General features: G+C 73.7%; 24 protein-coding genes and 1 pseudogene. 12 read left to right on the top strand and 13 right to left on the bottom strand.

Annotated features, from left to right (window positions below; all coding sequences use genetic code 11):
* Positions 1 to 185 precede the first annotated feature (185 nt).
* Complete coding sequence (locus tag BOQ63_RS14290) at positions 186 to 380, bottom strand: DUF397 domain-containing protein (protein ID WP_072654382.1); 195 nt, start codon at positions 378 to 380, stop codon at positions 186 to 188.
* Between the two features lie 136 nt (positions 381 to 516).
* Between BOQ63_RS14290 and BOQ63_RS14285 the strand changes: the two genes are divergently transcribed.
* The gene (locus tag BOQ63_RS14285; protein ID WP_157846540.1) at positions 517 to 693 is read left to right on the top strand and encodes a hypothetical protein; all 177 of its coding nucleotides are present in this window, start codon (positions 517 to 519) and stop codon (positions 691 to 693) included.
* Positions 694 to 722: 29 nt separating this feature from the next.
* Here BOQ63_RS14285 and BOQ63_RS14280 read toward each other — a convergent pair whose 3' ends face one another.
* The gene (locus BOQ63_RS14280; protein ID WP_030551866.1) at positions 723 to 1,118 is read right to left on the bottom strand and encodes a hypothetical protein; all 396 of its coding nucleotides are present in this window, start codon (positions 1,116 to 1,118) and stop codon (positions 723 to 725) included.
* 448 nt (positions 1,119 to 1,566) lie between these two features.
* Between BOQ63_RS14280 and BOQ63_RS14275 the strand changes: the two genes are divergently transcribed.
* Complete coding sequence (locus BOQ63_RS14275; protein WP_030289960.1) at positions 1,567 to 3,009, top strand: glyceraldehyde-3-phosphate dehydrogenase; 1,443 nt, start codon at positions 1,567 to 1,569, stop codon at positions 3,007 to 3,009.
* Between the two features lie 420 nt (positions 3,010 to 3,429).
* A complete protein-coding gene (locus BOQ63_RS14270) occupies positions 3,430 to 3,972 on the top strand; it encodes a hypothetical protein (protein WP_072654381.1) in 543 nt (180 codons plus the stop codon).
* 9 nt (positions 3,973 to 3,981) lie between these two features.
* Here BOQ63_RS14270 and BOQ63_RS14265 read toward each other — a convergent pair whose 3' ends face one another.
* From BOQ63_RS14265 to BOQ63_RS14255, 3 genes are all read right to left on the bottom strand, one after another.
* The gene (locus BOQ63_RS14265) at positions 3,982 to 4,308 is read right to left on the bottom strand and encodes a hypothetical protein (RefSeq protein WP_030280034.1); all 327 of its coding nucleotides are present in this window, start codon (positions 4,306 to 4,308) and stop codon (positions 3,982 to 3,984) included.
* Positions 4,309 to 4,629: 321 nt separating this feature from the next.
* On the bottom strand, positions 4,630 to 5,943 hold the full coding sequence (locus BOQ63_RS14260; RefSeq protein ID WP_150475894.1) for a carbohydrate-binding protein: 1,314 nt from the start codon (positions 5,941 to 5,943) through the stop codon (positions 4,630 to 4,632).
* Between the two features lie 195 nt (positions 5,944 to 6,138).
* Complete coding sequence (locus BOQ63_RS14255) at positions 6,139 to 7,017, bottom strand: LysR family transcriptional regulator (protein WP_072654377.1); 879 nt, start codon at positions 7,015 to 7,017, stop codon at positions 6,139 to 6,141.
* Positions 7,018 to 7,098: 81 nt separating this feature from the next.
* Here BOQ63_RS14255 and BOQ63_RS14250 point away from each other — a divergent pair, with 81 nt between their 5' ends.
* From BOQ63_RS14250 to BOQ63_RS14230, 5 genes and pseudogenes are all read left to right on the top strand, one after another.
* The gene (locus BOQ63_RS14250; protein WP_030551855.1) at positions 7,099 to 8,034 is read left to right on the top strand and encodes a DMT family transporter; all 936 of its coding nucleotides are present in this window, start codon (positions 7,099 to 7,101) and stop codon (positions 8,032 to 8,034) included.
* 104 nt (positions 8,035 to 8,138) lie between these two features.
* Positions 8,139 to 9,095 carry a GNAT family N-acetyltransferase gene (locus tag BOQ63_RS14245; protein ID WP_157846541.1) on the top strand — a complete coding sequence of 319 codons (957 nt, stop codon included), beginning with the start codon at positions 8,139 to 8,141 and terminating at the stop codon, positions 9,093 to 9,095.
* Positions 9,088 to 9,876 (top strand): aminotransferase class IV, encoded by a 789-nt coding sequence (locus BOQ63_RS14240; protein ID WP_072654376.1) that lies wholly within the window; start codon positions 9,088 to 9,090, stop codon positions 9,874 to 9,876. Before BOQ63_RS14245 ends, BOQ63_RS14240 begins: the two co-directional genes overlap by 8 nt.
* A gap of 101 nt (positions 9,877 to 9,977) precedes the next feature.
* Positions 9,978 to 10,121: pseudogene (locus BOQ63_RS14235) on the top strand (multicopper oxidase domain-containing protein); the annotation flags it as partial.
* Between the two features lie 151 nt (positions 10,122 to 10,272).
* Entirely contained in the window at positions 10,273 to 11,631 is a 1,359-nt protein-coding gene (locus tag BOQ63_RS14230; protein ID WP_030280042.1) for a DUF2252 domain-containing protein, read from the top strand.
* Here BOQ63_RS14230 and BOQ63_RS14225 read toward each other — a convergent pair.
* Complete coding sequence (locus BOQ63_RS14225; RefSeq protein ID WP_072654375.1) at positions 11,609 to 12,550, bottom strand: LLM class flavin-dependent oxidoreductase; 942 nt, start codon at positions 12,548 to 12,550, stop codon at positions 11,609 to 11,611. The two genes, BOQ63_RS14230 and BOQ63_RS14225, sit on opposite strands and share 23 nt — an antisense overlap.
* A gap of 86 nt (positions 12,551 to 12,636) precedes the next feature.
* On the opposite strand from BOQ63_RS14225, the gene BOQ63_RS14220 reads away from it, so the two are divergent.
* Positions 12,637 to 13,389 carry a helix-turn-helix domain-containing protein gene (locus BOQ63_RS14220; protein ID WP_072654374.1) on the top strand — a complete coding sequence of 251 codons (753 nt, stop codon included), beginning with the start codon at positions 12,637 to 12,639 and terminating at the stop codon, positions 13,387 to 13,389.
* Here BOQ63_RS14220 and BOQ63_RS14215 read toward each other — a convergent pair.
* The 4 genes from BOQ63_RS14215 to BOQ63_RS14200 form a co-directional block, all read right to left on the bottom strand.
* The gene (locus BOQ63_RS14215; protein WP_072654373.1) at positions 13,358 to 13,777 is read right to left on the bottom strand and encodes a hypothetical protein; all 420 of its coding nucleotides are present in this window, start codon (positions 13,775 to 13,777) and stop codon (positions 13,358 to 13,360) included. The two genes, BOQ63_RS14220 and BOQ63_RS14215, sit on opposite strands and share 32 nt — an antisense overlap.
* 183 nt (positions 13,778 to 13,960) lie before the next feature.
* Positions 13,961 to 14,317: a hypothetical protein gene (locus BOQ63_RS14210; RefSeq protein ID WP_050366481.1), complete on the bottom strand. Its 357-nt coding sequence runs from the start codon at positions 14,315 to 14,317 to the stop codon at positions 13,961 to 13,963.
* 14 nt (positions 14,318 to 14,331) lie between these two features.
* The gene (locus BOQ63_RS14205; protein ID WP_072654372.1) at positions 14,332 to 15,240 is read right to left on the bottom strand and encodes a diacylglycerol kinase; all 909 of its coding nucleotides are present in this window, start codon (positions 15,238 to 15,240) and stop codon (positions 14,332 to 14,334) included.
* Positions 15,241 to 15,544: 304 nt separating this feature from the next.
* Positions 15,545 to 17,170 (bottom strand): FAD-binding oxidoreductase, encoded by a 1,626-nt coding sequence (locus tag BOQ63_RS14200; protein ID WP_435820433.1) that lies wholly within the window; start codon positions 17,168 to 17,170, stop codon positions 15,545 to 15,547.
* Positions 17,171 to 17,190: 20 nt separating this feature from the next.
* Here BOQ63_RS14200 and BOQ63_RS14195 point away from each other — a divergent pair, with 20 nt between their 5' ends.
* On the top strand, positions 17,191 to 17,781 hold the full coding sequence (locus BOQ63_RS14195; protein ID WP_030280053.1) for a TetR/AcrR family transcriptional regulator: 591 nt from the start codon (positions 17,191 to 17,193) through the stop codon (positions 17,779 to 17,781).
* Positions 17,778 to 19,334, top strand: a complete 1,557-nt coding sequence (locus BOQ63_RS14190) for a glycerol-3-phosphate dehydrogenase/oxidase (RefSeq protein WP_072654370.1) — start codon at positions 17,778 to 17,780, stop codon at positions 19,332 to 19,334. Before BOQ63_RS14195 ends, BOQ63_RS14190 begins: the two co-directional genes overlap by 4 nt.
* Before the next feature lie 3 nt (positions 19,335 to 19,337).
* Here BOQ63_RS14190 and BOQ63_RS14185 read toward each other — a convergent pair whose 3' ends face one another.
* Both BOQ63_RS14185 and BOQ63_RS14180 read right to left on the bottom strand, forming a co-directional pair.
* Complete coding sequence (locus tag BOQ63_RS14185) at positions 19,338 to 19,712, bottom strand: MFS transporter (RefSeq protein WP_030280057.1); 375 nt, start codon at positions 19,710 to 19,712, stop codon at positions 19,338 to 19,340.
* Between the two features lie 29 nt (positions 19,713 to 19,741).
* Positions 19,742 to 20,035, bottom strand: a complete 294-nt coding sequence (locus BOQ63_RS14180; protein WP_072654369.1) for a hypothetical protein — start codon at positions 20,033 to 20,035, stop codon at positions 19,742 to 19,744.
* A 258-nt stretch (positions 20,036 to 20,293) separates the two neighbouring features.
* Between BOQ63_RS14180 and BOQ63_RS14175 the strand changes: the two genes are divergently transcribed.
* Positions 20,294 to 20,869: a TerD family protein gene (locus tag BOQ63_RS14175; RefSeq protein ID WP_030280061.1), complete on the top strand. Its 576-nt coding sequence runs from the start codon at positions 20,294 to 20,296 to the stop codon at positions 20,867 to 20,869.
* Positions 20,870 to 20,940: 71 nt separating this feature from the next.
* On the opposite strand, the gene BOQ63_RS14170 is transcribed toward BOQ63_RS14175, so the two are convergent.
* Positions 20,941 to 22,236 (bottom strand): FAD binding domain-containing protein, encoded by a 1,296-nt coding sequence (locus tag BOQ63_RS14170; RefSeq protein ID WP_143174720.1) that lies wholly within the window; start codon positions 22,234 to 22,236, stop codon positions 20,941 to 20,943.
* Positions 22,237 to 22,355: the final 119 nt, after the last annotated feature.

The raw sequence follows: 22,355 nt of genomic DNA, 5'->3' as shown, positions 1-22,355 counted from the left end.
AGTTGTGAGCTCTGCCGACGGGTGATGGGGGTGTTCGTCCGGGCCGAGCAGGAGTTCACCGTTCATCTGCGCCCCGAGGACGTCCACCTGGGTCTTGCGCCGGAGGGCCGGCCGCCGCTGGAAGCGGTCGCCGTCGCACCGGAACGGCTGGTCATCCATTCCACGGAGCGAAGGACCACCGGCGGTCAGTTGACGTGGTGGTCGAACTCGCCTGCCTTGGCGGCTCGGAGGAACTCGGCGAACTTGGCAGGGGCGGTGCGGACTATGACCTCGCCGTCGTCGGACTCGCGTAGCTCGACCACCCCGTCGGCGGTACGCACCTCGACGCAGTTGTCATTCGCGGCGGAGTAGCTGGACTTTTGCCAGGCGGAACTAACCATGCTTGCTTTCCAGTTCGTCTTTGAGGGACCGAATGAGGGCGTGTGACTCTCCTTCGGAGAGGGCACCCGTGAGTACGCTGCTCCACCTCCTCCACCTCCTCCACCTCCTCCGCGACCTCGGAGGGGGTGAGCACGGGTGAGAGCCGGCACCGCCGCCTTCCTGATCGGCGCCGCCTTCGCTGTTCTCCTCTCGCTCGCGTTCGCCACCGTCGCCCTCGGCGTCATCACCGCCCTCCGGATGCTCACGCCCGACGACGAGCGCACCGACCTCGAAAGCCAGAACCAGCCCCCGTCCCGGCGCATACCCGTCTGACAACGCCGCGCGCCGCCGAGCCGAATTCTTCAACTCGGCTCGGCAGCACAGCAATCCGGCTCAGGTGCGCTGCGCGAGCTCCAGCAACGCGCAGACCTCCTCCGGGTGGTCGGCGAACACCTGGAGCGGGAGGGACGGGCGGAGGTCCAGTTGGCCTCCGCCAGCTCGATGCCGTCGATCTCGTCGAACCGTCGCAGCAGCTCCCGCCCAATCTCGGCGTCATCGAACGGGCTGCGGTCCTTCAGACACTGGAAGACCACCTCGGTCGCCCCCGTAACGGGGTAGAGCGCGAGCGGCCACAGCAGGTGCGGCTGGGAGGGAGTACCGGTGTCGAGCATCGGGAAGCGACTGGTCTCGTCGGCGCGGCCACCCTGCTGCTCCCAGACCCCGACGTCGCGGTAAGAGGTCCAGGTGCCGCTGGGCATCGCGACGGGCGCCCCGCGCAGGCCGCAGGAACCCGTGGCCGCCGCACTTGTGTCGGAGCGGTTCCGACGTGCCCTCGACGTGCCGACGGCGGCGCGGCCGACCCCGGCGATGCGAGACCTCCGCGAGGGCCACCCGGACGACCGGTTCGGCGGCTGCGGCGGAGCCTCCGGAAGGTGTTGGGTCGGCCCGACTACTCGGTCCGACGTCCCGTGCCGGCGTGCCGGGATGCACCGTGACAACTTGACTTGGTCCACAAGAACAGGCGGCGTGTTCTACCCGGGTAGACCTGTGTCCGTCGGGTGGCGGTGATCACCTTTGCGGACGGGGGTGCGGAGGAAAGCGCAGGTGGGAGGCTCGGGCGGGGCGGGGAAGGAGGGGACCGCCCGTTGGGCCGGAGGCGGGCGAAGCTACCATGTGGGCAACACCCTCAGCTCGAAAGATGGACTTGTGACTGTCAACGACGACGTGTTCACGGACTGGAAGAACCGCGAGGAGATCGCGGAGTCGATGATCCCGATCATCGGGCGGCTGCACCGGGAGAAGGACGTGACCGTCCTGCTCCACAGCCGTTCCCTGGTGAACAAGTCGGTGGTCAGCATCCTCAAGACGCACCGCTTCGCCCGGCAGATCGCGGGCGAGGAGCTCTCGGTCACCGAGACGATGCCGTTCCTGCAGGCGCTGACCACCCTGGACCTCGGCCCCTCGCAGATCGACCTCGGGATGCTCGCCTCGACCTACCGGGCGGACGACCACGGCCTGTCGGTGGAGGAGTTCACCGCCCGCGCCGTCGCCGGTGCCACCGGTGAGAACAAGCTGGAGCGCCGGTCCGCGCAGGACGTCGTGCTGTACGGGTTCGGCCGCATCGGCCGGCTGGTCGCCCGTCTGCTGATCGAGAAGGCCTCCGGCAACGGCCTGCGGCTGAAGGCCATCGTCGTGCGCAACGGCGGCGGCGACGACCTGGTCAAGCGCGCGTCGCTGCTGCGCCGGGACTCGATCCACGGCCAGTTCCAGGGCACCATCACCGTCGACGAGGCGAACAACAAGATCGTCGTCAACGGCAACGAGATCACGGTGATCTACTCCAACGACCCGAGCGAGGTCGACTACACGGAGTACGGGATCAAGGACGCGATCCTGATCGACAACACCGGCAAGTGGCGTGACCGCGAGGGCCTGTCCAAGCACCTGCGCCCCGGCATCGCCAAGGTCGTGCTGACCGCCCCGGGCAAGGGCGACGTGCCGAACATCGTGCACGGTGTCAACCACGACATGATCAAGCCGGACGAGCAGATCATCTCCTGCGCCTCCTGCACCACCAACGCCATCGTCCCGCCGCTGAAGGCGATGGAGGACGAGTACGGCGTCGTGCGCGGCCACGTGGAGACCGTCCACTCGTTCACCAACGACCAGAACCTGCTGGACAACTACCACAAGGCCGACCGCCGCGGCCGCTCCGCGCCGCTGAACATGGTGATCACCGAGACCGGTGCCGCCTCGGCCGTCGCCAAGGCCCTGCCGGACCTCAAGGCGAAGATCACCGGCAGCTCGATCCGCGTGCCGGTGCCGGACGTGTCCATCGCGATCCTCAACCTGCAGCTGAAGCGGGAGGCCGACCGCGAGGAGGTCCTCGACTACCTGCGGAACATCTCGCTGACCTCGCCGCTGAAGCGCCAGATCGACTTCATCGACTCGCCCGACGCGGTCTCCAGCGACTTCATCGGCTCGCGCCACGCCTCGATCGTGGACGCCGGGGCGACCAAGGTCGACGGCGACAACGCGATCCTCTACCTGTGGTACGACAACGAGTTCGGCTACTCGTGCCAGGTCGTGCGGGTCGTGCAGTACATCTCGGGTGTCGAGTACCCGACGTTCCCGGTTCCGGCGGTCTGACCGTTCGGTCGGGATGTCCGGTGGGGCGGTGGCCGTGGAGGCCGCCGCCCCTTCGGCGTTCCCGGGGCGGGCGGTTCGTGTGCGGGGGACCCGACGCGGGTGAGGGGTGGGGTGGTCGCTATCTTGAGGGGTCACGGACAGCCGTAAAGGGAGCGGGCAATGGGGATGGGTGGACGGCGGATGGTCGCCGTGGTGGCGGGCGGGGTGCTGGCGGGGGTGCTGGTGGGGTGCTCGTCCGGGGGGTCGGGGGACGGCAAGGGGGCTGTGGGGGCCGGGAGTTCGGCTGGTTCGGGGAGTCCGGCGGCCTCGGCGGTGACGAGTGCTGCTGCTGCGGTGCCGACGGGCGCCGGGGGCTCGGCGTCCGCTGTGGCCTCCGCGTCGCCGGGTGGGGCATCGGGCGCCGGCGGGAGCGCGACGCCGGTGCCGGCGGTCGCGGCGCCGAGCGCGGATCTGGAGGGGACGCTGCTGGACGACAAGGTGGTCGCGCAGGTGTTGCCGGACGCCAAGGTGATGGCTGGATGGGACGAGGAGAAGCGCAAGGTCGACACCGCCGACCACTCCGTGACCTGTTCGGCGTCGGCGCCGTGTACGGGCAAGCCGTTGAGCGGGTCGGTGCGGTTCTCCTCGGGGGATCTGGTGACCCGGTTCCTGGTGGAGACGTTGCCCAGCCGGGACGCGGCCAGGAACCGGTTGAAGGAGACGTACGCGTCGTATCCCGTCGGGCCGTTCCACAAGGTGGACGCTCCGGCGCTGGGCAGCGAGAGCCAGGTGTTCGTCGGGCCGCTGTCGGCGGGGGACGGGGTGAGCACCGTGGTGCGTTCGGGCACCGTGGTGGCGAGCGTGACGACGGAGGGCGGGCCGGTGGACCTGCCGGCCGCGCGGCGGTTCGCCGTGATGCTGGTCAAGCGGATCGAGCAGGCGCAGGCGGGGAAGACGCCGGACGCCGGGCTCGGTGCGGCCTGAGGGTTCAGGTCACGGGCAGGCCGGGAGTTCGTGCAGGCCGAGGGCCAGCAGGGTGTCCAGGGCGCAGTGCGGTACGTCCCAGTGGGGCAGGGGGCCGGTCGGGCCGGTGAGGGTGGCGCAGGCGGCGGCGAGGGCGGCCTCGGCGGCGAGCAGGTTGTCGGCGAGGACGAAGGCGACCCCGTCGACCGTGCCGGGGCCGGTCAGGATCCGGGCGTGCTCGATCCGGGCCGGGGCGGGCAGGCCGCGGGCCAGGCCGTCGTGGACGGCCCCGGGGGTCGAGGTCGGGGGGCCGTCGGGGCGGTCCGGGGCGCGCAGGTGGAAGCGAATGGCGTGCACGGTAACCACACTGACTGATCGTCGGCGCCGACGGTGGCGTGCGCGGTGTCAGAAAGCTGTCAGGCAGCAAGATGCCACCGGTGACCGGGCGGCGGCGCTTTCGGGTTCGGACTGGACTGTCGGAGAGCCCGGGCGGCCGAGCCGGGGCTCGATCCGACCTTCGGGGACGAGTCCGTCCGCCAGGCGCTGGGGCAGGCCGCCGCCGGGGACCGGACGGCGCTGCGCCCGGCGCTGGCCGAGCTGCGGGCACGGATGACCGCCAACTGACCGGGAAAGGGCGGGCGTTGTGAGCGCCCGCCCCTCGTTCGTCCGGTGCCGCGGTCAGCAGGGGCCGTCGTCGGCCCAGACGCCCCACTGGCCGCTGGCGCTCGGCACCTCGTTCAGCGTCCACCACTTGGCGTGGTAGTTGTGCCCGTTGTACGAGACCTTCGCGCCCGCGGTGTACGTGGTGCTCGCGCTCCACGCCGGGGCGGTGCAGACGCCCGGGTTGCCGGTCGGGGTGCCGCTCGGCGTGCCCGGGCCGGTCGGCGGGGTGGACGGCGGCGTGGTCGGCGGGGTGGTGGGCGGCGTCGCCCCGGCGAACTTCACCGTGTACTTGGTGAAGTCCCAGTCGTTCTGCGCCACGCTGGAGCAGGAGCCGGACAGCCCCGGGTCGACGTTGCCCGCGCACTGGCGGTCCCGGTTCACCGACCAGTAGGTGTAGCGGGCCAGGCCGTGCGCGGTGGCGAAGTCCAGGACGGCCTGGAAGTCGGCCTGGCGGAAGTACTCGGCGGCGTCGGTGCGGCCGTTCATCATCGAGACGCCCTCGTGGGCGTACGCGGTGGCCTCGTTCCAGCCGAAGGTGGTCTGCAGGATCTGGTTGAACTTCACCAGCGCGTCGGTCTGTGCGGCGGCGCCGTTGAAGCCGCCGTCGAACGGCATGATCGAGAAGTTGTTCGGCGTGAAGCCCTGCGACTTGGCCTCGTTGAGCATCTGGGTGCCGAACCAGCCGGTGCCGGCGGTCGTCCCGGCGGTGGTGATCGAGACGTACAGGCCGGGGTTGTTCTGCTGGAGGATGCGGGCGGCGCCGATCTCGTTGTGGATCGCGGCGGTGTTCTCGTACTCCGGCTCCTCCAGGTCGAAGTCGACCGCCTTGAGGTTGTACTTGGTGATCACCCGCTGGTAGCCCGCGGCGGTCGCCTCGGGCGTGCCGCAGACCTGGCCCAGCTTGGTGCCGCCGTACCCGCCGACCGACACCGAGACGTCCCCGCCCTTGCCGCGGACGGTCTGGATGACGGCGGGCATGGTGGTGTCGGAGTCGATCGAGGAGGTGCCGCCCCAGGCGGGCGAACAGCTGTTGCCCTGGGCGAGGATGAAGGCCAGTTGGAAGGCCCGCTGCCCGGTCGCGTCCATCACGGCGGCGGCGTCCGGCGGGCTGTTGTCCTCGGGCATCAGGTACGGCGCCGAGGCGTACCAGTTGCTGCCCAGGCCGGTGCCCGCGTCGGTGGTGGCGGCCGAGGCGGCGCCGGTGGCGGTCAGCGCGGCGACCCCGCCGGCGACCAGGCCGAGCACGCCGGCCACGGCGAGCGCGGCCCGGCCGGTGCGGCGTCTGCGGGGAGTGGCGGGGGCGGGGTGTGGGGGAAGAACGCGTTCCATCGGAAGCCTTTCCAGGAAGCGGCGACGGGGGAGGACGGGCCTGGTCGCGCCGGGTGTGGGGGCGGCGCGGATCAGGCCGAACGGACCCTCGGCGGTGGGTGGTTGCCGAAGGTCTCAACTGGTATAGACCTATGAGGGAGCGGTGGTCAACCCCCAAGAGGTCAAGCCGCCGGGACCGCCCCGCGGCCGCTCCGCTCAGACCGGGACGGTCGTCCCCACCCCGGCGAGCAGGCCGGTGACCGCCGGGGACCAGGGCCGGTGGCTCGGCCCGGTGAGGGTCAGGGTCCGGTGGACGGCGGGCCGGATCGGGACCAGCACGCAGTCCGGCGGCAGCATGGTCAGCGCCAGCGCGGGCATCACCGAGACCCCGACGCCCGCGTGCACCATGCCGATCAGCGTGTTGAGGTCGCGGATGCGGTGCCGGGGCGCGAAGCGGGCGCCCGCCCGGCGGTACGCCTCGCGGATGTGGCGTTCGCAGCCGCCCTCGGAGAGCAGGAAGTCGTCGTCCTCCAACTCACCGACGTGGACGGTCTCCTGGCCGGCGAGCGGGTGGTCGCGGCGCAGCAGCGCGTGCATCGAGTCGGCGCCGAGCGCCACCGCCCCCGGCGGCGGCCGGTCGGCGTCGACCAGGACGGCGGCGTCCACCGTGCCGGCTTCCAGCCAGGTGGCCAGCTCGGCGTCCTCGCCCTCGAAGACCCGTACGGTGACCTGCGGGTACGCCGCCTTCCAGTCCCGCAGCAGCCCGGGCAGCAGCGCCTGGCAGACGGTGGTCGGCGCCGCCAGGCGTACGGTGCCGGTCGGGCCGCCGGAGTGCCTGGTGGCGATGGTGCGCACCGCGGCGGCGGAGGCGACGGCGGTACGGGCGTGCGGCAGGATCTGCTCGCCGAGCGGGGTCGGCCGGCAGGGCGTGCCGCGCCGCAGCACGGGCGCGCCGAGCGAGCGCTCCAGCGCGGCGACGGCGTGCGAGACGGCGGACTGGCTGATGCCCAGTTCGTCGGCGGCCGCGCCGAATCCGCCGGTGTCGGCGACCGCGACCAGCGCCCTGAGCTGGGCCAGGTTGACCTCCGATGCCATGAGAGTTCCTCATCCTTCCCGCACTGCCACTTGTTGGACTCATGTTCCGCCGCCGCGCCACGCTCTGTCCAGGACAACGGGTTGGACGGGGAGGTGGTCGGGGTGCGGCGCTGGTTGCCGGGCTTCGTGGCACTGTCGGCGATCTGGGGCGCCAGCTTCGCCCTGATCAAGGTGGCCGTCGACGCGGGCGTGCCGCCCGTGTGGGTGGCGCTGTGGCGCAGTGCGCTGGGCGCCACCACGCTGTGGGCGGTCCTGCTGCTGCGCGGCGAGCGGCTCCCGCGGGACCGGGCGCTGTGGGGGCACTCGGCGGTGGTCGCGGTGCTGCTCAACACCGTGCCGTTCACCCTGTTCCCGTTCGGCGAGACCAGGGTCAGTTCGGTGCTCGCCGGGGTGATGAACGCGACCACACCGCTGTTCACCATGCTGTTCGCGGTGCTGACCGTCCCCGAGGAGCGCCGCCCCGGCGCCCGCCGGCTCTCCGGCCTCGCCCTGGGCTTCGTCGGCGTGCTCACCGTGCTCGGGGTCTGGCACGGCCTCGGCTCCGGCGTGACCGTCGGCGCCCTCGCCTGCCTGTCCGCCGCCTGCTGCTACGGCGCGGGCTTCGCCTACCTGCGCCGCTTCCTGGCCGGCCGCCCGCAGACGGTCACCACCCTCTCCACGCTCCAGACCACCTGCGCCACGGCGGAGTTGGCCCTGTTCGCCCCGGCCGCCGCAGGCCTCCCGCACTGGCCCGGCGTCCCGGCCGCCGCCGCCCTGCTGGTGCTCGGCGCCCTCGGCACGGGCCTGGCCTACCTGCTCAACCTCGGCCTGGTCCGTACGGCCGGCACCGCCGTGGCCTCCGCCGTCACCTACGTCATGCCCCTGTGGTCCACCGTGCTCGGCGCGGCCCTGCTCGCCGAGCCGGTCGGCTGGAACGCCCTGGCCGGCGGCGCCTTGGTCGTCGCCGCCGTGGCCCTCACCCGCCCCCGCGGCACCCCGGCCGCCGCCACCCCGGGGGTGCGCCAGCCGGTCGGCTAGGGAAGGACCGGGGCCGGTCGGCACAGGGCCGGACCACACGGTCTGACGTTCGGTGCCCGATGGATTACGAGTCGTGCCCGGAGGGCCGCTAGGGTGGCACCGTGGTGAGGTCGTGGGATGCGGCGGTCGGGCGGGCGCAGGACCGGTTGGCGGCTGGGGTGCGCCTGCGGGCGGTCGTCGAGGGGGAGGAACGGCGCTTCGCCCTCTGGGACCTGGCCTCCCTGGTGGAGGGCGGGCTGGGCGAGGTGGTGGACCCGGACGCGCTGACGCCGCGGGCCGAGCGGGGCTGGCGGGAGCAGCTGGGGGAGAGCGGCCGGGAGTGGCCCGGTGGGGAGCTGTACCGGCGCCGGTACTGGATCCTCGGCGAGCGCGACGCGGTCGCCGGGACGGTCGCGGTGGACAACTGGACCAAGGGCCCGAGCCAGCTCGCCGTGTCCTCCCTCTACCTGCGGCCGCACGCGCGCGGCCGGGGGCTGGCGGCGGCCGCGCTGGACGAGGTGTACGCGGCGGCCACCGCCGAGGGCCTGCCCGGCTTCCGGCTGGAGGCCCACTGGAGCTGGCAGCCGGCCGTCCGCTACTACCTGCGCCGCGGGCTGTGGGTGGTCGGCTGGAAGCGGTCGCTGTCGTTCGCCCGGATGCCCCAACTCCCGCTCCACCGGGTGCGCGAGGAGGACGGGCGGCTGCTCCTGCTGGTCGCCGACCGGCAGCGCGGCTGGGTGCCGATACTGGCCGCCGGGCAGGAGGGCCGCTGGCTGCGGCTGGACGAGACGGCGGACTACCGGGGCTGCGACGGCTGGGTGCACGAGTACGCGCGCTCGACGCTGGCGCTGTACCTGGCGCTGGCCGGCCGTCCGCTGGTGCGCGGGCCGCAGTGGTGGGCGGAGGCGTGGCGCTGGGCGGACGCGGGCGAGCCGGAGGGGCTGGCGGCCAGGATCGAGGAGTTCGAGCGGGCCGCCCGGAGCAGGGCGGGCCGTACGGTCGTCAGCCCGTACCGGCCGGTGATGCTGCCCGAACCGGCACCTCCGGCGTTCCCGCAGCTGGCAGACTCGGGGGATGGCTGAAATCGAGATCGACGGCGCGCCCGCCGACCCGGCGCGGCTCGCCGCCCTGGGGCTGCTCAACTACGGGCACTTCACCACTCTGCGGGTCGAGGCGGGCGGCGTCCGCGGCCTGGCGCTGCACCTGGACCGGCTGGTCCGGGACTGCCGGGTGCTGTTCGCCGCCGAGCTGGACCGGGCGGCGGTCAGGGAGCGGATCCGCGCGGTGCTGCCCGCAGACGGCGCGCCGGTGATCGTCCGGGTCACCGTGTACGACCCGGCGCTCGGCCTGGAGCGCCCCGCCGCCCCTGCCACCCCCGCCCTGCTGGTGACCACCCGCCCGGCCGCGACGGTCGAGCCCGCCCCGCTGCGGGTGCGGACGGTGACTTACCGGCGTGAGCTGCCCGAGGTGAAGCACGTCGGCCTGTTCGGCCTGGTCCACCACCGCCGCGTCGCCCAACTCGCCGGATACGACGACGTGTTGCTCGTCGACGACGACGGCCTGGTGGCCGAGGGCGCGACCTGGAACGTCGGCTTCCTGGCCGGGGACCGGCTGGTGCGGCCCGATGGCCCCAGCCTGCCCGGCGTCACCGAGGCGCTGCTCGCCGGGGCGTACGGCGGCCCGCAGGCCCGCGAGCCGGTCCGCACCGCTGACCTGGCGCGCTTCGACGCGGCCTTCGCGCTCAACGCGGGCGGCGGCCTGCGCCCGCTGGCCGCCGTCGACGGCACCGCCTTCGACCCCGCCCACCCGCTGCTCGCCGAGCTGCGCGCCGCCTACCTCCGGATCGCCGCCGACCCGGTGTAACGGCGGCGACCCGGGGAACCCGGGCGCTCTCGCCCGCCCGCCCCGCCGAAGCAGAGAGCAGCCCCCCGACATGAGCCGCCCACCCTGCCGCAGACACCGGCTGGAAGGACACCGTCGACCTGCGCCCGGCCGAGGCGGTGGAGGTGCTGGTGTGCTTCACCGACTACGCGGGGACGTGCCTGATGCACTGCCACAACCTGGAACACGAGTCCATGGCGATGATGGCCGACTTCACGGTCGGGTGAGCCGGCTCACCCGGACGGCCGTACGGCGGAGGGCGCTCGCCGCGCCCTCCGGCACTCTTGTCCCAGCGCTGCGCAGAGCTGGCACCCCTGTCCCGGCGCCGCGCAGAGGTGTAGTCGTTGAAGGTCGCCTGGTGACGGACGGAGCCGCCGCATGACCACCCCCGCCGAACGCCGCCGAACCGGGCGGACCGCCCGGGAGCGCGTCTCCCGGTCCGAGCACGGCCGGTGGATCCCCGCCGCGGACCGGCCCGACCCGCTCGGCGTACTGGAGGCGCAGGGCGCGGACCGGGTCGCCCGGCTGCTGCCGATCCGGTACGGGCGGATGGCCGACAGTGCGTTCAGCTACCTGCGCGGCGCCGCGGCCGTGATGGCCGCCGACCTCGCGGCCGTCCCGGACACCGGGCTGACCGTCCAACTCTGCGGTGACGCCCACCTGGTGAACTTCGGGGTGTACGCCTCGCCGGAGCGCGCGCTGCTCTTCGACGTCAACGACTTCGACGAGACCCACCCCGGGCCCTTCGAGTGGGACGTCAAACGCCTCGCCGCCAGCGTCGCGGTCGCCGCCCGCGACGCCGGCCAGGACGACCGGTGTGCCCGGCGCGCCGCCCGGGCCGCCGTCCAGGGCTACGCGACCGCGATGCGCCGGCTGGCCGGGCTCGGCGAACTCGACGTCTGGTACAGCCGGATCGACACCGCTGACCTGCTGCCGCTGATCCGGAAGAAGGGGCGGCGCAAGGCCGTCGAGGAGGGGCTCGCACACGCCCGGCGGCGCACCAGCCTGCAGGCCCTCGGCAAGCTCACCGAGGAACGGGACGGGCGGCGGAGGATCATCAGCTCGCCGCCGCTGGTCGAGGAACTGTCCAAGAGCGAACTGCGCAGCCTGGGACTGGTGTTCAGCGACTACCGGGCCAGCCTCGCCGAGGACCGGCGGGTCCTGCTCGGCCGCTACCGCTTCGTCGACGCGGCGATGAAGGTGGTCGGCGTCGGCAGCGTCGGGACCCGCTGCTACATCGTCCTGCTGGAGGGCCGGGACAGCAGCGACCCGCTGTTCCTGCAGCTCAAGGAGGCCGGCCGGTCGGTCCTGGAGGACCACCTGCCGCGCACCCGGGTGGACGCCGAGGTCGCCGTCCACCACGGCGGACGCCGGGTGGTCACCGGGCAGCACCTGATGCAGGCGGCGAGCGACATCTTCCTCGGCTGGACCATCGGCCCAGCCGGGCGCCACTTCTACGGCCGCCAACTGCGCGACATGAAGGGCGCGGTGGAGGTCGGTGCGCTGACCCCATCCGGCCTGCGCGCCTACGCCGACCTGTGCGGACGCACCCTCGCCCGCGCCCACGCCCGCACCGGCGACCGCCTCGCCGTCGCCGGCTACCTGGGCGCCGCCGACACCTTCGCCGAGGCCGTCGCCGACTTCGCGCTGCGCTACGCGGACCGTACGGCGGCCGACCACCGGGAGCTGGTCGAGGCGATCGAGTCCGGGCGGATCACCGCCGCCCGGGGCGTGTGAGTTCCGCCAGCCGCTCCAACTGCTCGTACTGGCCATCGAGATCGAGCGCGCCGAGCCGGGCGACCACGTGTTCGGCGCCTGCCTCGGTGTAGCCGCGCAGGGTGGCGGCGACCTGCGCGGGGGTGCCCATGGCGATCGCCTGGATCCGTGCCACCTCCTCCAGCGGCAGGCCGTAGTTGGACCGGGCGTAGGCATCCATGGTGCGGCGGGCCGCCTCCGGCTCCTCGTCGATCCGGACGTTGACGAACAGCGCAGGGGTGACGGCCTCCGGGGCGCGCCCGGCCCCGTGGGCGGCCCGGCGGACGGCGGCGAGGCCGGTGGCGTAGTCGGCCGGATCCGGCGGGTAGGGCAGCCAGCCGTCGTAGTGGCGACCGGTTCGGGCCAGCGCCGCCGGGGTCGCCCCGCCCAGCCAGACCGGCGGGCCTGGCAGCGCGAACGGCCGCGTGGCGGAAGGGAGTTCGGGGAAGTCGTGGAACTTGCCGTGGAACTCCGTCGCGCCGGCCCACAGCTCCCGCCAGAGGGCGACCGTCTCGTCCAGCCGGGCGAAGCGGCGCTCCCACGGCACCTGGGACAGCTCGTGCAGCGGCTGCCCGAAGCGCCCCGGGAAGCCCGCACCGACCGCGACCGTCAGCCGTCCGCCGGAGAGCAGGTCCACCGAGGCGAGCGCCTGCGCGGCCTGCACCGGGCGGCGCAGCACCGGCAGCAGGGCGCCGGTGCCCAGCCGGATCCGCTCCGTCACCGGGGCGACGGCCGCCAGCATGGTGAGCGGCTCGATCCTCGGGGTGAGCAGGGAATCGTTGACGAACAGCGAGGCGAAGCCCAACTGCTCCGCCCTGCGGGCGAAACCGATCAGGTCGCGGGGATCGCCGGCGGGCTGCCACTGGGACTGGCCGGTGGGAAGGAAAAGTCCGATGTCCATGCCGTCGATCCTTCGCCGTGGTGCGGCATGGGCTCAATTCCCGAGGGGGAATGGCAGGATGTGCGGCGGCCGGGTAGAAGTGGGAGATGGACTTCCCCCGGGCGCTGCGCGAGCGCCGCACCGACCGCCGGCTCAGCCAACTCGACCTCGCCACCCGGGCCGGCACCACCCAACGGCACCTGAGCTTCATCGAGTCCGGCCGCTCCACCCCCGGCCGGGGCATGGTGGTGCGGCTCGCCGAGTCGCTCGACCTGCCACTGCGCGAGCGCAACGAGCTGCTGCTGGCGGCCGGTTACGCCCCCGCCTACCCGGAGAGCCCACTGGACGGGCCGCGGCTGGCACCCGTCCGGGCGGCGATCGACCACCTGCTGGCCGGGCACCTGCCCTACCCCGCGCTGGTGGTGGACCGCCGAGGCGACGTGGTGGCGGCGAACGAGGCGCTGGACGTGATCACGGCGGGCGCCGACCCGAGCCTGGTCGGGCCCGGGACCAACGCCTACCGGCTCGCCCTGCACCCGGACGGGCTGGCGCCGCGCATCCTCAACTTCGCCGCCTGGGCACGGCACATCGTCGAACGCACCCGCCATCTGGGCGAGCTGCACGAGGAGTTGAGCGCCTACGTGCCCGAAGTGGCGGTGGGTGACCAGCACCTGGGATTCGCCGTACCACTGGAACTGCGGACCAGTCTCGGCGAACTGCACCTGATGACGACGGTGACCACCTTCGCCACCGCCGTCGACGTCACCCTCGCCGAACTGAAGCTGGAGGCCTTCCTGCCCGCCGACGCCCGGACCGCCGAGCTGCTGCTCAGAGCCCGGGGAACTGGTAGTCGGCGGTGATCCGCCCGTCGGTGTCCAGGACGACGAACTCCACGCCGCCGCCCGCGAGTTCCCCCGTCCCGACGGAGACCATCTCCCAGCTGAACCGGACGACGTCGCGCAGCCGCACGGCGTCCTCCCGAGCCCGGAAGGTGAACTCCCCGGGGGCCACGAACTCCTGGTACGCCCGGGCGACGCGGAACTCCAGCTCCCGGTAGCCGCGGGCCTCCAGCACCGGTTCGGGGAAGCCGACCTGAACGGCCTCGGCCCGGATCTCCTCCGGCGGGTGCACCAGGTGCACGCCGTCCTCGGCCCACAGCCGCTCGATCGCCTTCCGGCGCGCTCCGGCGTCCCGCTCGGTCCACAAGGCGGCGTAGCGGTCGGCGAGTTGCTGGGCACTGGTGGTCATGCTCGGCTCCTTCACGGATTCGGTCGGTCACTGTGTGCCCATCATCGGAGCGGCGCTTCGGCCGGACAATTCCCGACGGGGAATGGGCGTTCCCGCCCGTCCCCGCCCGTTTCCGCCCGTCCCCGCCCGGGACGGCTTCCGCGACGACCCGGCCGTGCCGAGCAGGCGGAGGAGTGCGGCGGATCAGGGCGCATCCGTGAGGACGGCGCGGACGATCAGCTCGCCGCCGTAGCTCTCGCAGCGGACGGTGCCGGAAGGGAAGTCCAGCTCCAGCGCCATCCGTCCGGTCATCTGCTCGCACTCGTCGCGGATGGCGAGCACGGGCTCGCCGAGGTGCGCGTCGAAGGCGCTCCCGGTGTCGGCCGGGAGCACCTCGATGCGGCCCCAATCGCCCATGTCGTAGCCCTCGTACGGCGGTTCGGCGTCGACCATGAGGCACCGGTCCGTCCCGCTGGCGAGCCGGACGGACCGGCGGCCGACCAGTGCGGCGCAGTCCAGACCGGGGCCGTGCGCGCGGCAGGAGGGGAGCGGAAGCGTCACCCCGGGACCGTGTCTCAGGGCACCAGCAGTCGCAGGGCCTCCCGCCGTAGCGTCACCTCGACCGGGAGGGTGTTGATGAACTCGCCGTCGGCGTAGGCGGTGATGCCCGGGGACTCCATCCGCAGGGATTCGGTGCGCAGAGTGGTGACCTCGGGGTGGTCGACGTGGGTGCCCTTGAACAGGGTGGGGAAGAAGCGGGCGATCCGCAGGCGGGGCATGGCGTCGACCAGGGTGAGGTCGAGCAGGCCGTCGTCGGGCCGGGCGGAGGGGCAGATCAGCATGCCGCCGCCGTAGCTGCGGGTGTTGCCGACGGCGGCGAGGGTGAGGTCGCGTTCGATGACGGTGCCGTCGGCGAGAGTGATCCGGAACGGCAGGGGCCGCAGGTTGGCGAACTCGGCGAGGATGGCGAGGTTGTAGCGCATCCGGCCGCGGGGCCAGCGCAGTCGGTTGGCGCGGTCGCTGACCAGGGAGTCGAAGCCGGTGGCGAGGACCGAGCCGTACCAGCGGACGGCGCCGTCCGGGCCGGTGATCCGGCCGAGGTCGACGCTGCGGGTGCGTCCGGCTGCGATGACGTCGGCGGCGGCCTCGGGGTCGCCGAGCGGCAGGCCGTACTCGCGGGCGTGGTCGTTGCCGGTGCCGGCGGGTACGAGGCCGAGCGGGACGGTGCCGTCGGCGAGGGCCTGGAGGGCGAGGTTGATCATGCCGTCGCCGCCGACCACCACCACCGCGTCCACCCTGCCGGCCGCCGCCTCGCGGGCGAGGCGGACGGTGTCGTCGGCGGAGCGCCCGGCCTGCGGTTCGACCTCGACGCCGAGGGCGCGCAGCCGGGCGACGGCCCGGTGGGCGGCGGGTTCGGCGTGGCCGGTGCCCGCCGCCGGGTTGGTGAGAACGGCGACCCTGCGGACAGCGGTTCTCCGACTCATGCGCCCGCCTCGCTCCGCTCGCCAGGGGCATTCGCCCGTCCGCCCCTTCGGATGACTCGCTCGCTGCGCTCGCTCATGTGCCCGCCTCGCTTCGCTCGCCAGGGGCATTCGCCCGTCCGCCCCTTCGGATGACTCGCTCGCTGCGCTCGCTCATGTGCCCGCCTCGCTTCGCTCGCCAGGGGCATTCGCCCGTCCGCCCCTTCGGATGACTCGCTCGCTGCGCTCGCTCATGTGCCCGCCTCGCTTCGCTCGCCAGGGGCATTCGCCCGTCCGCCCCTTCGGATGACTCGCTCGCTGCGCTCGCTCATGAAGGGATCAGCTTGCCGGGGTTGAGGATGCCTGCCGGGTCGAGTTCGGCCTTGACGGCGCGCAGGATGCGTACGCCGAGGTCGCCGATCTCGTCGGTCATCCAGGGCCGGTGGTCGGCGCCGACCGCGTGGTGGTGGGTGATGGTTCCGCCCGCGCCGACGATGGCGTCGCCGGCGGCCCGCTTGGCGGCGCCCCACCGGGTGAGCGGGTCCTCGCCGAGGGCGGCGACGACGGTGAAGTAGAGCGAGGCGCCGGTCGGGTAGACGTGCGAGATGTGGCACAGGACGAGCGCGCCGGGCAGGGCGCCGGTCAGCGCCTCGGTGACGGCCGTGCGGAGCCGGGGCAGGTCGCTCCAGCCGGCGGCCGTCTCCAGAGTTTCGCACAGCGCGCCGGCGTTGAGCAGCGAGTCGCGCAGGTAGGGGGCGTTGAACCGGCCGTGCTCCCAGGCCCGGGCGGGCGCCTCGCCGAGCGAGGTGCCGCCGGCCGCGAGCAGTGCCTCGCGGGTGAGGTCGTGCCGGGCGGCGACCTGCTCGGCGTCGCCCTCGAAGACGGTGACGGCGAGGCAGCCGCTGACCGCCGGGGAGCCGCCGATCTGCTCGGTCATGGCGAGGTTGACCATGGTCTCGGCCTCGTCGGAGAGCCGGATGACGGTCGGGCCGGTGCCCTGCTGCTCGACGGCGCGCAGCGCCGCCGTCCCGCTGGCGAAGTCGGGGAAGCTCCACGCCTCGTAGGCCTTGACGGCGGGCAGCGGGTGGATCCGCAGGCGGACGGCGGTGATCACGCCGAGGGTGCCCTCGGAGCCGAGGAAGAGCTGGCGCAGGTCGGGACCGGCGGCGGAGGCGGGGCCGCGGCCGAGTTCGAGCGTGCCGGCGGGGGTGACCACGCGCAGGCCGCGGACCATCTCGTCGAAGCGGCCGTAGCCGGCGGAGTCCTGACCGGAGGAGCGGGTGGCCGCGAAGCCGCCGATGGTGGCGAAGCGGAAGCTCTGCGGGTAGTGGCCGAGTTCCCAGCCGCGTTCGGCGAGCAGCGCCTCCGCCGCGGGGCCGGTGAGTCCGGCGCCGAGGACGGCCTCGCCGGAGGTCTCGTCGAGGGCGTGGAGGCGGTCGAGGCGGCGCAGGTCGAGCGAGACGACGGCCTCGAACGAGCCGCGCTCGGGGTCCAGGCCGCCGACGACGCTGGTGCCGCCGCCGAACGGGACGACGGCGATCCGGTGTTCGGCGCACACGGCGAGGACGGCGGCGATCTGAGCCTCGTCGCCGGGTACGACCACGGCGTCGGGGGCGTCCTGCGGCTCGCGGCTGCGGCGGCGCAGCAGGTCGGGGGTGGACTTGCCGCCGGCCCGGGGCAGGCGGTCGGCGTCGGCGGCGCTGACGTGCGCCTCGCCGACGGCGGCGGCCAGCGCCTCGAGGGCGTCGGCGGTGATCCGGGAGGGACGCAGCACGACCTCGGCGGCGCTCGGCCCGGGGGCGGCGTCGCCGGTGACACCGAGGGCGGCGGCGAGCAGCCCCTTGATGTCGGCGGACAGCTCCTTGGCGAGGGCCGGGTCGCCCCAGGCGTCCCACTTCATCGGGGGGAGCGGCAGCGCGGCGCCGGCTGCCCCTGCTTGCGTCTCAGGTGCCATGCGTTACAGTTTCACACATCATGTCAAGTAGTAACGCCACGGCCGGAGCGCCGCGAAGCACCGACGACGCGATCCTGGACGCCGCCGCCGACCTGATCGTCCACCTCGGCGTCCGCCGCACCCAGCTGGCGGAGATCGCGCGCCGCGCCGGGGTCAGCCGCCCGACCGTCTACCGGCGCTGGCCGGACGTCCAGGCGGTGATCGGCGCGCTGCTCACCCGCGAGATCCTGGCCACCCTGGAGGGCACCTCGCTGGAGGTGCACGACCGGGAGACCTTCGTGGACCGGGTCGTCGAGGTCGCCGTACGGCTGCGCGACCACCCGGTGCTCGGCGCGCTGCTCCACTCCGACGACTCCGACCTGCTGCTCCGGTACGTGGTCGAGCGGCTCGGCGCCAGCCAGCGCGGCCTGCTCGAGGCGCTGCGCACCGGCATCGAGCAGGGCCAGGCCGTGGGCTCGATCCGGGCCGGCGAGCCGACCGAGCTGGCCGCGATGGTCCTGCTGATCACCCAGTCCACCGTCCAGTCGCACCGCATGGTCGCCTCCCTGCTGCCCGAGGCGGCCTGGCGGCGCGAACTGGCCAGAGCACTGAACGGATACCTCGCGCCATGACGCCCACCGCAGGCCCGTACGCCGGTACCGCCCGACTCGACGCCCGGCGCCGAACGCTCGAGCTCGACGCCCTCGCCGACGACCCGCGGATCGACCTCCTGGTGATCGGCGGCGGCGTCACCGGCGCCGGGGTGGCGCTGGACGCCGCCGCGCGCGGCCTGCGGACCGTCCTGGTGGAGGCCCGCGACCTCGCCTTCGGCACCAGCCGCTGGAGCTCCAAGCTGGTGCACGGCGGCCTGCGCTACCTGGCCTCCGGGCGGGTCAAGGTGGCCCGGGAGAGCGCCGTCGAGCGCGACGTGCTGATGACCCGCACCGCCCCGCACCTGATCCGCGCGCTGCCCCAACTGGTGCCGCTGCTCCCGGACTTGCTGCGCCCCGGGCAGGCCGCGCTGATCCGCGTGGGCTTCCACGCCGGGGACGCGCTGCGACTGAGCGCGGGCACGCCGGGCGCGTTGCTGCCCAGGGTGCGCCGGATCGACGCGGCCCGGACGCGGCAGCTGGTCCCGGCCGTGCGGACGGACGGGCTGCGCGGGGCGCTGGTCGCCCACGACGGCCAACTCGTCGACGACGCCCGGCTGGTGGTGGCCCTGGCGCGCACCGCCGCGCAGTACGGGGCGAGCGTGCTGACCCGGGTGCGGGCGCAGGAGGTGACCGGCACCTCCGCCCGGCTGGTGGACACGCTGAGCGGCCAGGCGCTGACCGTCACCGCGGGCGCGGTCGTCAACGCCACCGGGGTGTGGGCGGGCGAGGTGGACTCCTCGATCAAGCTGCGGCCGAGCCGCGGCACCCACCTGCTGGTGGACGCCGCGACCCTCGGGTACCCGGTGGCCGCGCTCACCGTGCCCGTACCCGGCTCCACCAGCCGCTTCGTCTTCGCGCTGCCGCAGCAACTCGGCCGGGTGGCGATCGGCTTGACCGACGAGGACGCCCCGGGCCCGGTCCCGGACGAGCCGCAGCCCACCGAGGCCGAGCTGACCTTCCTCCTGGACACCGTCAACGCCGCCCTCGCCACCGCGCTGACCAGGGCGGACGTTCGCGGCGCCCACGCCGGACTGCGTCCGCTGATCGACACCGGGGGCGGCAGCACCGCCGACATCTCCCGCGAGCACGCGGTGCTGGAGTCCCCGTCCGGGATGATCACCGTGGTCGGCGGCAAGCTCACCACCTACCGACGGATGGCCGAGGACGCGGTGGACGCCGCCGTCCGGCTGCGCGGCCTGCCCGCCCGGACCTGCTGGACGGCCCGGCTGCCGCTGGTCGGCGCCCCGGGCCACCGAGACAGCCGTCCGGCCCCCGCCGGCGGGGTGCCCGCCGCGCTGCTCGCCCGGTACGGCGGGGCGGCTCACGAGGTGCTGGCAGCGGGGGAGATGACGCCGCTGGCGGAGGGCCTGGACGTGACCCGCGCGGAGGTCGCCTACGCGGTCACCCACGAGGGCGCGCTGGACGCCGCCGACGTCCTCGACCGTCGTACCAGGATCGGCCTGGTGGCGGAGGACGCCGAACGGGCCCGGCAGGCGGTCGAGGAGGTGATAGCCGGCGCCGTTGGTGCCTGAGCGTCAACTCGACGGCGTCGTGCGGCGCACGGCACCCGGTCGGCCGCGGACCGCGGAGAGCGCGGCGGCGAGCACCATGATGCCCGTCAGGGTGTAGAAGGCCGTGCTCAGACCGCTGGTGAACGCCTCGGCGTCCGCCCCGTGCAGGCTGGTGGTGCCGACGAAGACGGCGAAGGCCGTGCTGCGCGGCACCGCGTGCGCGGCGACCAGGATCGCGACGGTGAAGGAGAACACCATGCCGAGGCTGGCGAAGGTCCGCAGCACGCCGGAGGCGATCCCCAGCCGTTCGGGTGGGGCGGCCGTCCGCATCCGGCCGTACATGTCGCCGAGCCGGCCCACCTGGGTGGCCGGAACGGTGACCACCAGGAGGTAGGCCACCAGGGGAACCGCAGGTCAGGAGTGGCGTGTCAGCGCGCGGTGCTTTCCGGCATCGGGTGCTCGGCGCCCGCGAGTTCCAGCACGCAGGTCAGCGGGTGCTCCGGCAGGCCCGTGCGGTCCAGCCGTACGGACAGCGGGCACGGCGGTTCCTCGGCGAACTGCCCGGACAGCGTCAGCGGGTAGCTGCCGTGGCCGTGGACTCGGTGGAAGGCGCACTCCTTGCCGTCCACCAGCAGCTCGGTCTCGGTGATCCAGCCGGAGCGGACGTTCACGGTGACCGAGTGCCCGCTCCGGTCGAGGTGGAAGCTGTACCGCCGGCGCATGGGAACCTCCCGCGAAGCCTCGGGACGGGACGGCCAGGGGATCCACCGCCAGTCTAGGGCGGCCTTACCGGCGCGGCGCCCCGGCGGTACGGTGATCGGCGGGATCCGGGATCCGGGATCCGGGATCCGGGCCGGGGGTGACCGGTTCCCTTTCCCGTCCCTGAGAAATCCCCGGGGCGGGCCCCGCCCGCAGGCGGATTCTCGTGATCTCTACAGTGCTGTAGATTCGTCCGCAGGGAGAGATCCGAGGAGGGCATTGTGGGAGTTTCGCTGGCCAAGGGCGGCAACGTCTCGCTGAGCAAGGAGGCGCCCGGACTGAGCGCCGTGATCGTGGGTCTCGGCTGGGACGTGCGCACCACCACCGGGGCCGACTACGACCTGGACGCCAGTGCGCTGCTGTGCAACGCGCTCGGCAAGGTGGTCTCGGACCAGCACTTCGTCTTCTTCAACAACCTCCGCAGCCCCGAGGGTTCGGTCGAGCACAGCGGCGACAACCTGACCGGCGGCGGCGACGGCGACGACGAGCAGATCAAGGTCGACCTGGCCCGGGTGCCGGCCGACGTCGCCAAGGTGGTCTTCCCGGTGTCGATCTACGACGCCGACGCCCGGCTGCAGAACTTCGGCCAGGTCCGCAACGCCTTCATCCGGATCGTCAACCAGGCCAACGGGCAGGAGATCGCCCGCTACGACCTGAGCGAGGACGCCTCGACCGAGACCGCGATGGTCTTCGGCGAGCTGTACCGCAACGGCGGTGAGTGGAAGTTCCGTGCCATAGGCCAGGGTTACGCCTCCGGCCTGCGCGGCATCGCCACCGACTACGGCGTGAACGTCTGATCCACCCGGCTCGACGGGCGGGCCGGCTCAGCCGGTCCGCCCGAGTGCGTCCTGATCGGCAGATCGGTAGATCAGCCGGTCCGCCGGAGTGCGTGGCCGCCGAAGCCCCCGCTGCCGGTGAGCTGTTCGCGCCACCAGGCGGCCATCGACGCCTCGTCCATGACCGACCAGTCCGGCGCCCCGGTGACCTGTGCCCGGCCGAGCGTGCGGCCAAGGTTCACCAACTCCAGCCCGGCGGCGGTCCGTTCACGGTCGTACGCGGCCAGCAGGGGCGACCACGAGCCTCCGCCGAGCCGCCGTCCGGCCTGCTCGAAGGCGTGTGCGTCCTGGAGGGCCTTCACCGCGCCGCTGGTGTTGTGCGGCCGGACGACGGTCGCCGCGTCGCCGCCGATGAGCAACCGCCCGGCGGTGCGGTGCGGGGTCGCCAGGTCGTAGACGGGCTGCAGCAGGGTCCGTTCGCGCGGGGTCAGGGCGATCACGCCCGCCCAGTACGACGGCAGCTGCCGCTCGGCGAACTCCCGCATGCCGTCGAGCTGTTGATCGCTGAGGGCGCCGGCGGCGACGGCGGTCGGGCCGTCCAGGCGTAGCCAGTCCGGGGTGGGGGCGTAGAAGACCCAGTTCACCTGGGTGGTGCCGGGGGTGAGCCCGGGGATGCGGTAGATCACCACCTGTCCGCCGCGGTAGCAGACGGTGATGCACTCCTCCTCCGGCCAGACCCCGGCCCCGCCGGGCAGTTCGGCCAGCAGTACGGAGTCGAAGCTGCCGCGCCAGCACACGTACCCGGCGTACTCGGGCACGGCCTGCGGGCAGACGGCCGCGCGGACCACCGACCGGTAGCCGTCCGCGCCGATCACCAGGTCGTACGGGGTGCGGGTGCCGTCGGCCTCCTCGATCCAGGCGCCGGCGCTCGCGCCGCTCTCGTTCCCTCCGCCCTCGTTCCCTCCAGCCTCGCTCGCTCCGCCCTCGTCGCCGACGGCCGTGACCGTGCTGCCCAGCCGGTACTCCACCGCCGCGGGCGCGCTCTCGCGCAGGGCCTGCCAGAGCACCGCCCAGTGGTGGGAGTGGAAGGGGAAGGGCTGGGCCCAGAGCAGCCGTCCGCGCCCCCGGGTGCCGCCGTCACCGTCGCCGCGGCCGGCGGGTGCCCGGGTGACCCAGCTGCGCACGGTGAGCCGGTGGCGGCGGGTGTCGGGCGCCAGATGGCCGGCGTCGACGAGTTCGGCGAAGCGGTCGTTGTGGGTGCAGATGCCCAGGCCGCGGTCCTCGAGCCGGCCCGGGCTGCGTTCCAGCACCACGACCCGCTCCGCGCCGAGCCGGGCCGCCGCGCCGGCGAACGCGCTTCCGGCGATGCTGCCCCCGACCACGGCCACCGAGCCACCCCGCACGGCCGCCCCCTCTCCCGAGCCCGTGATGCCGGCGCCGCCGGCGCTGCCCGGACATGACGATACGCCGCCGGGCCCGCCCGCGGAGCCCGTACGGGCATCCTCGC

The sequence above is a fragment of the Streptomyces viridifaciens genome (genome assembly GCF_001888885.2).
Taxonomy (GTDB): Bacteria; Actinomycetota; Actinomycetes; order Streptomycetales; family Streptomycetaceae; genus Kitasatospora; species Kitasatospora aureofaciens.
This window is presented reverse-complemented; position numbering and strand designations above follow the sequence as displayed.

Bases quoted from the DNA above. Each gene is read 5' to 3' on its own strand.
- BOQ63_RS14260 (WP_150475894.1), bottom strand. From the start codon at position 5,943: ATGGAACGCGTTCTTCCCCCACACCCCGCCCCCGCCACTCCCCGCAGA.
- BOQ63_RS14230 (WP_030280042.1), top strand. From the start codon at position 10,273: ATGACCACCCCCGCCGAACGCCGCCGAACCGGGCGGACCGCCCGGGAG.
- BOQ63_RS14225 (WP_072654375.1), bottom strand. From the start codon at position 12,550: ATGGACATCGGACTTTTCCTTCCCACCGGCCAGTCCCAGTGGCAGCCC.
- BOQ63_RS14195 (WP_030280053.1), top strand. From the start codon at position 17,191: ATGTCAAGTAGTAACGCCACGGCCGGAGCGCCGCGAAGCACCGACGAC.
- BOQ63_RS14215 (WP_072654373.1), bottom strand. From the start codon at position 13,777: ATGACCACCAGTGCCCAGCAACTCGCCGACCGCTACGCCGCCTTGTGG.
- BOQ63_RS14180 (WP_072654369.1), bottom strand. From the start codon at position 20,035: ATGCGCCGGCGGTACAGCTTCCACCTCGACCGGAGCGGGCACTCGGTC.
- BOQ63_RS14280 (WP_030551866.1), bottom strand. From the start codon at position 1,118: ATGCCCAGCGGCACCTGGACCTCTTACCGCGACGTCGGGGTCTGGGAG.
- BOQ63_RS14255 (WP_072654377.1), bottom strand. From the start codon at position 7,017: ATGGCATCGGAGGTCAACCTGGCCCAGCTCAGGGCGCTGGTCGCGGTC.
- BOQ63_RS14290 (WP_072654382.1), bottom strand. From the start codon at position 380: ATGGTTAGTTCCGCCTGGCAAAAGTCCAGCTACTCCGCCGCGAATGAC.
- BOQ63_RS14240 (WP_072654376.1), top strand. From the start codon at position 9,088: ATGGCTGAAATCGAGATCGACGGCGCGCCCGCCGACCCGGCGCGGCTC.
- BOQ63_RS14200 (WP_435820433.1), bottom strand. From the start codon at position 17,170: ATGGCACCTGAGACGCAAGCAGGGGCAGCCGGCGCCGCGCTGCCGCTC.
- BOQ63_RS14190 (WP_072654370.1), top strand. From the start codon at position 17,778: ATGACGCCCACCGCAGGCCCGTACGCCGGTACCGCCCGACTCGACGCC.
- BOQ63_RS14205 (WP_072654372.1), bottom strand. From the start codon at position 15,240: ATGAGTCGGAGAACCGCTGTCCGCAGGGTCGCCGTTCTCACCAACCCG.
- BOQ63_RS14220 (WP_072654374.1), top strand. From the start codon at position 12,637: ATGGACTTCCCCCGGGCGCTGCGCGAGCGCCGCACCGACCGCCGGCTC.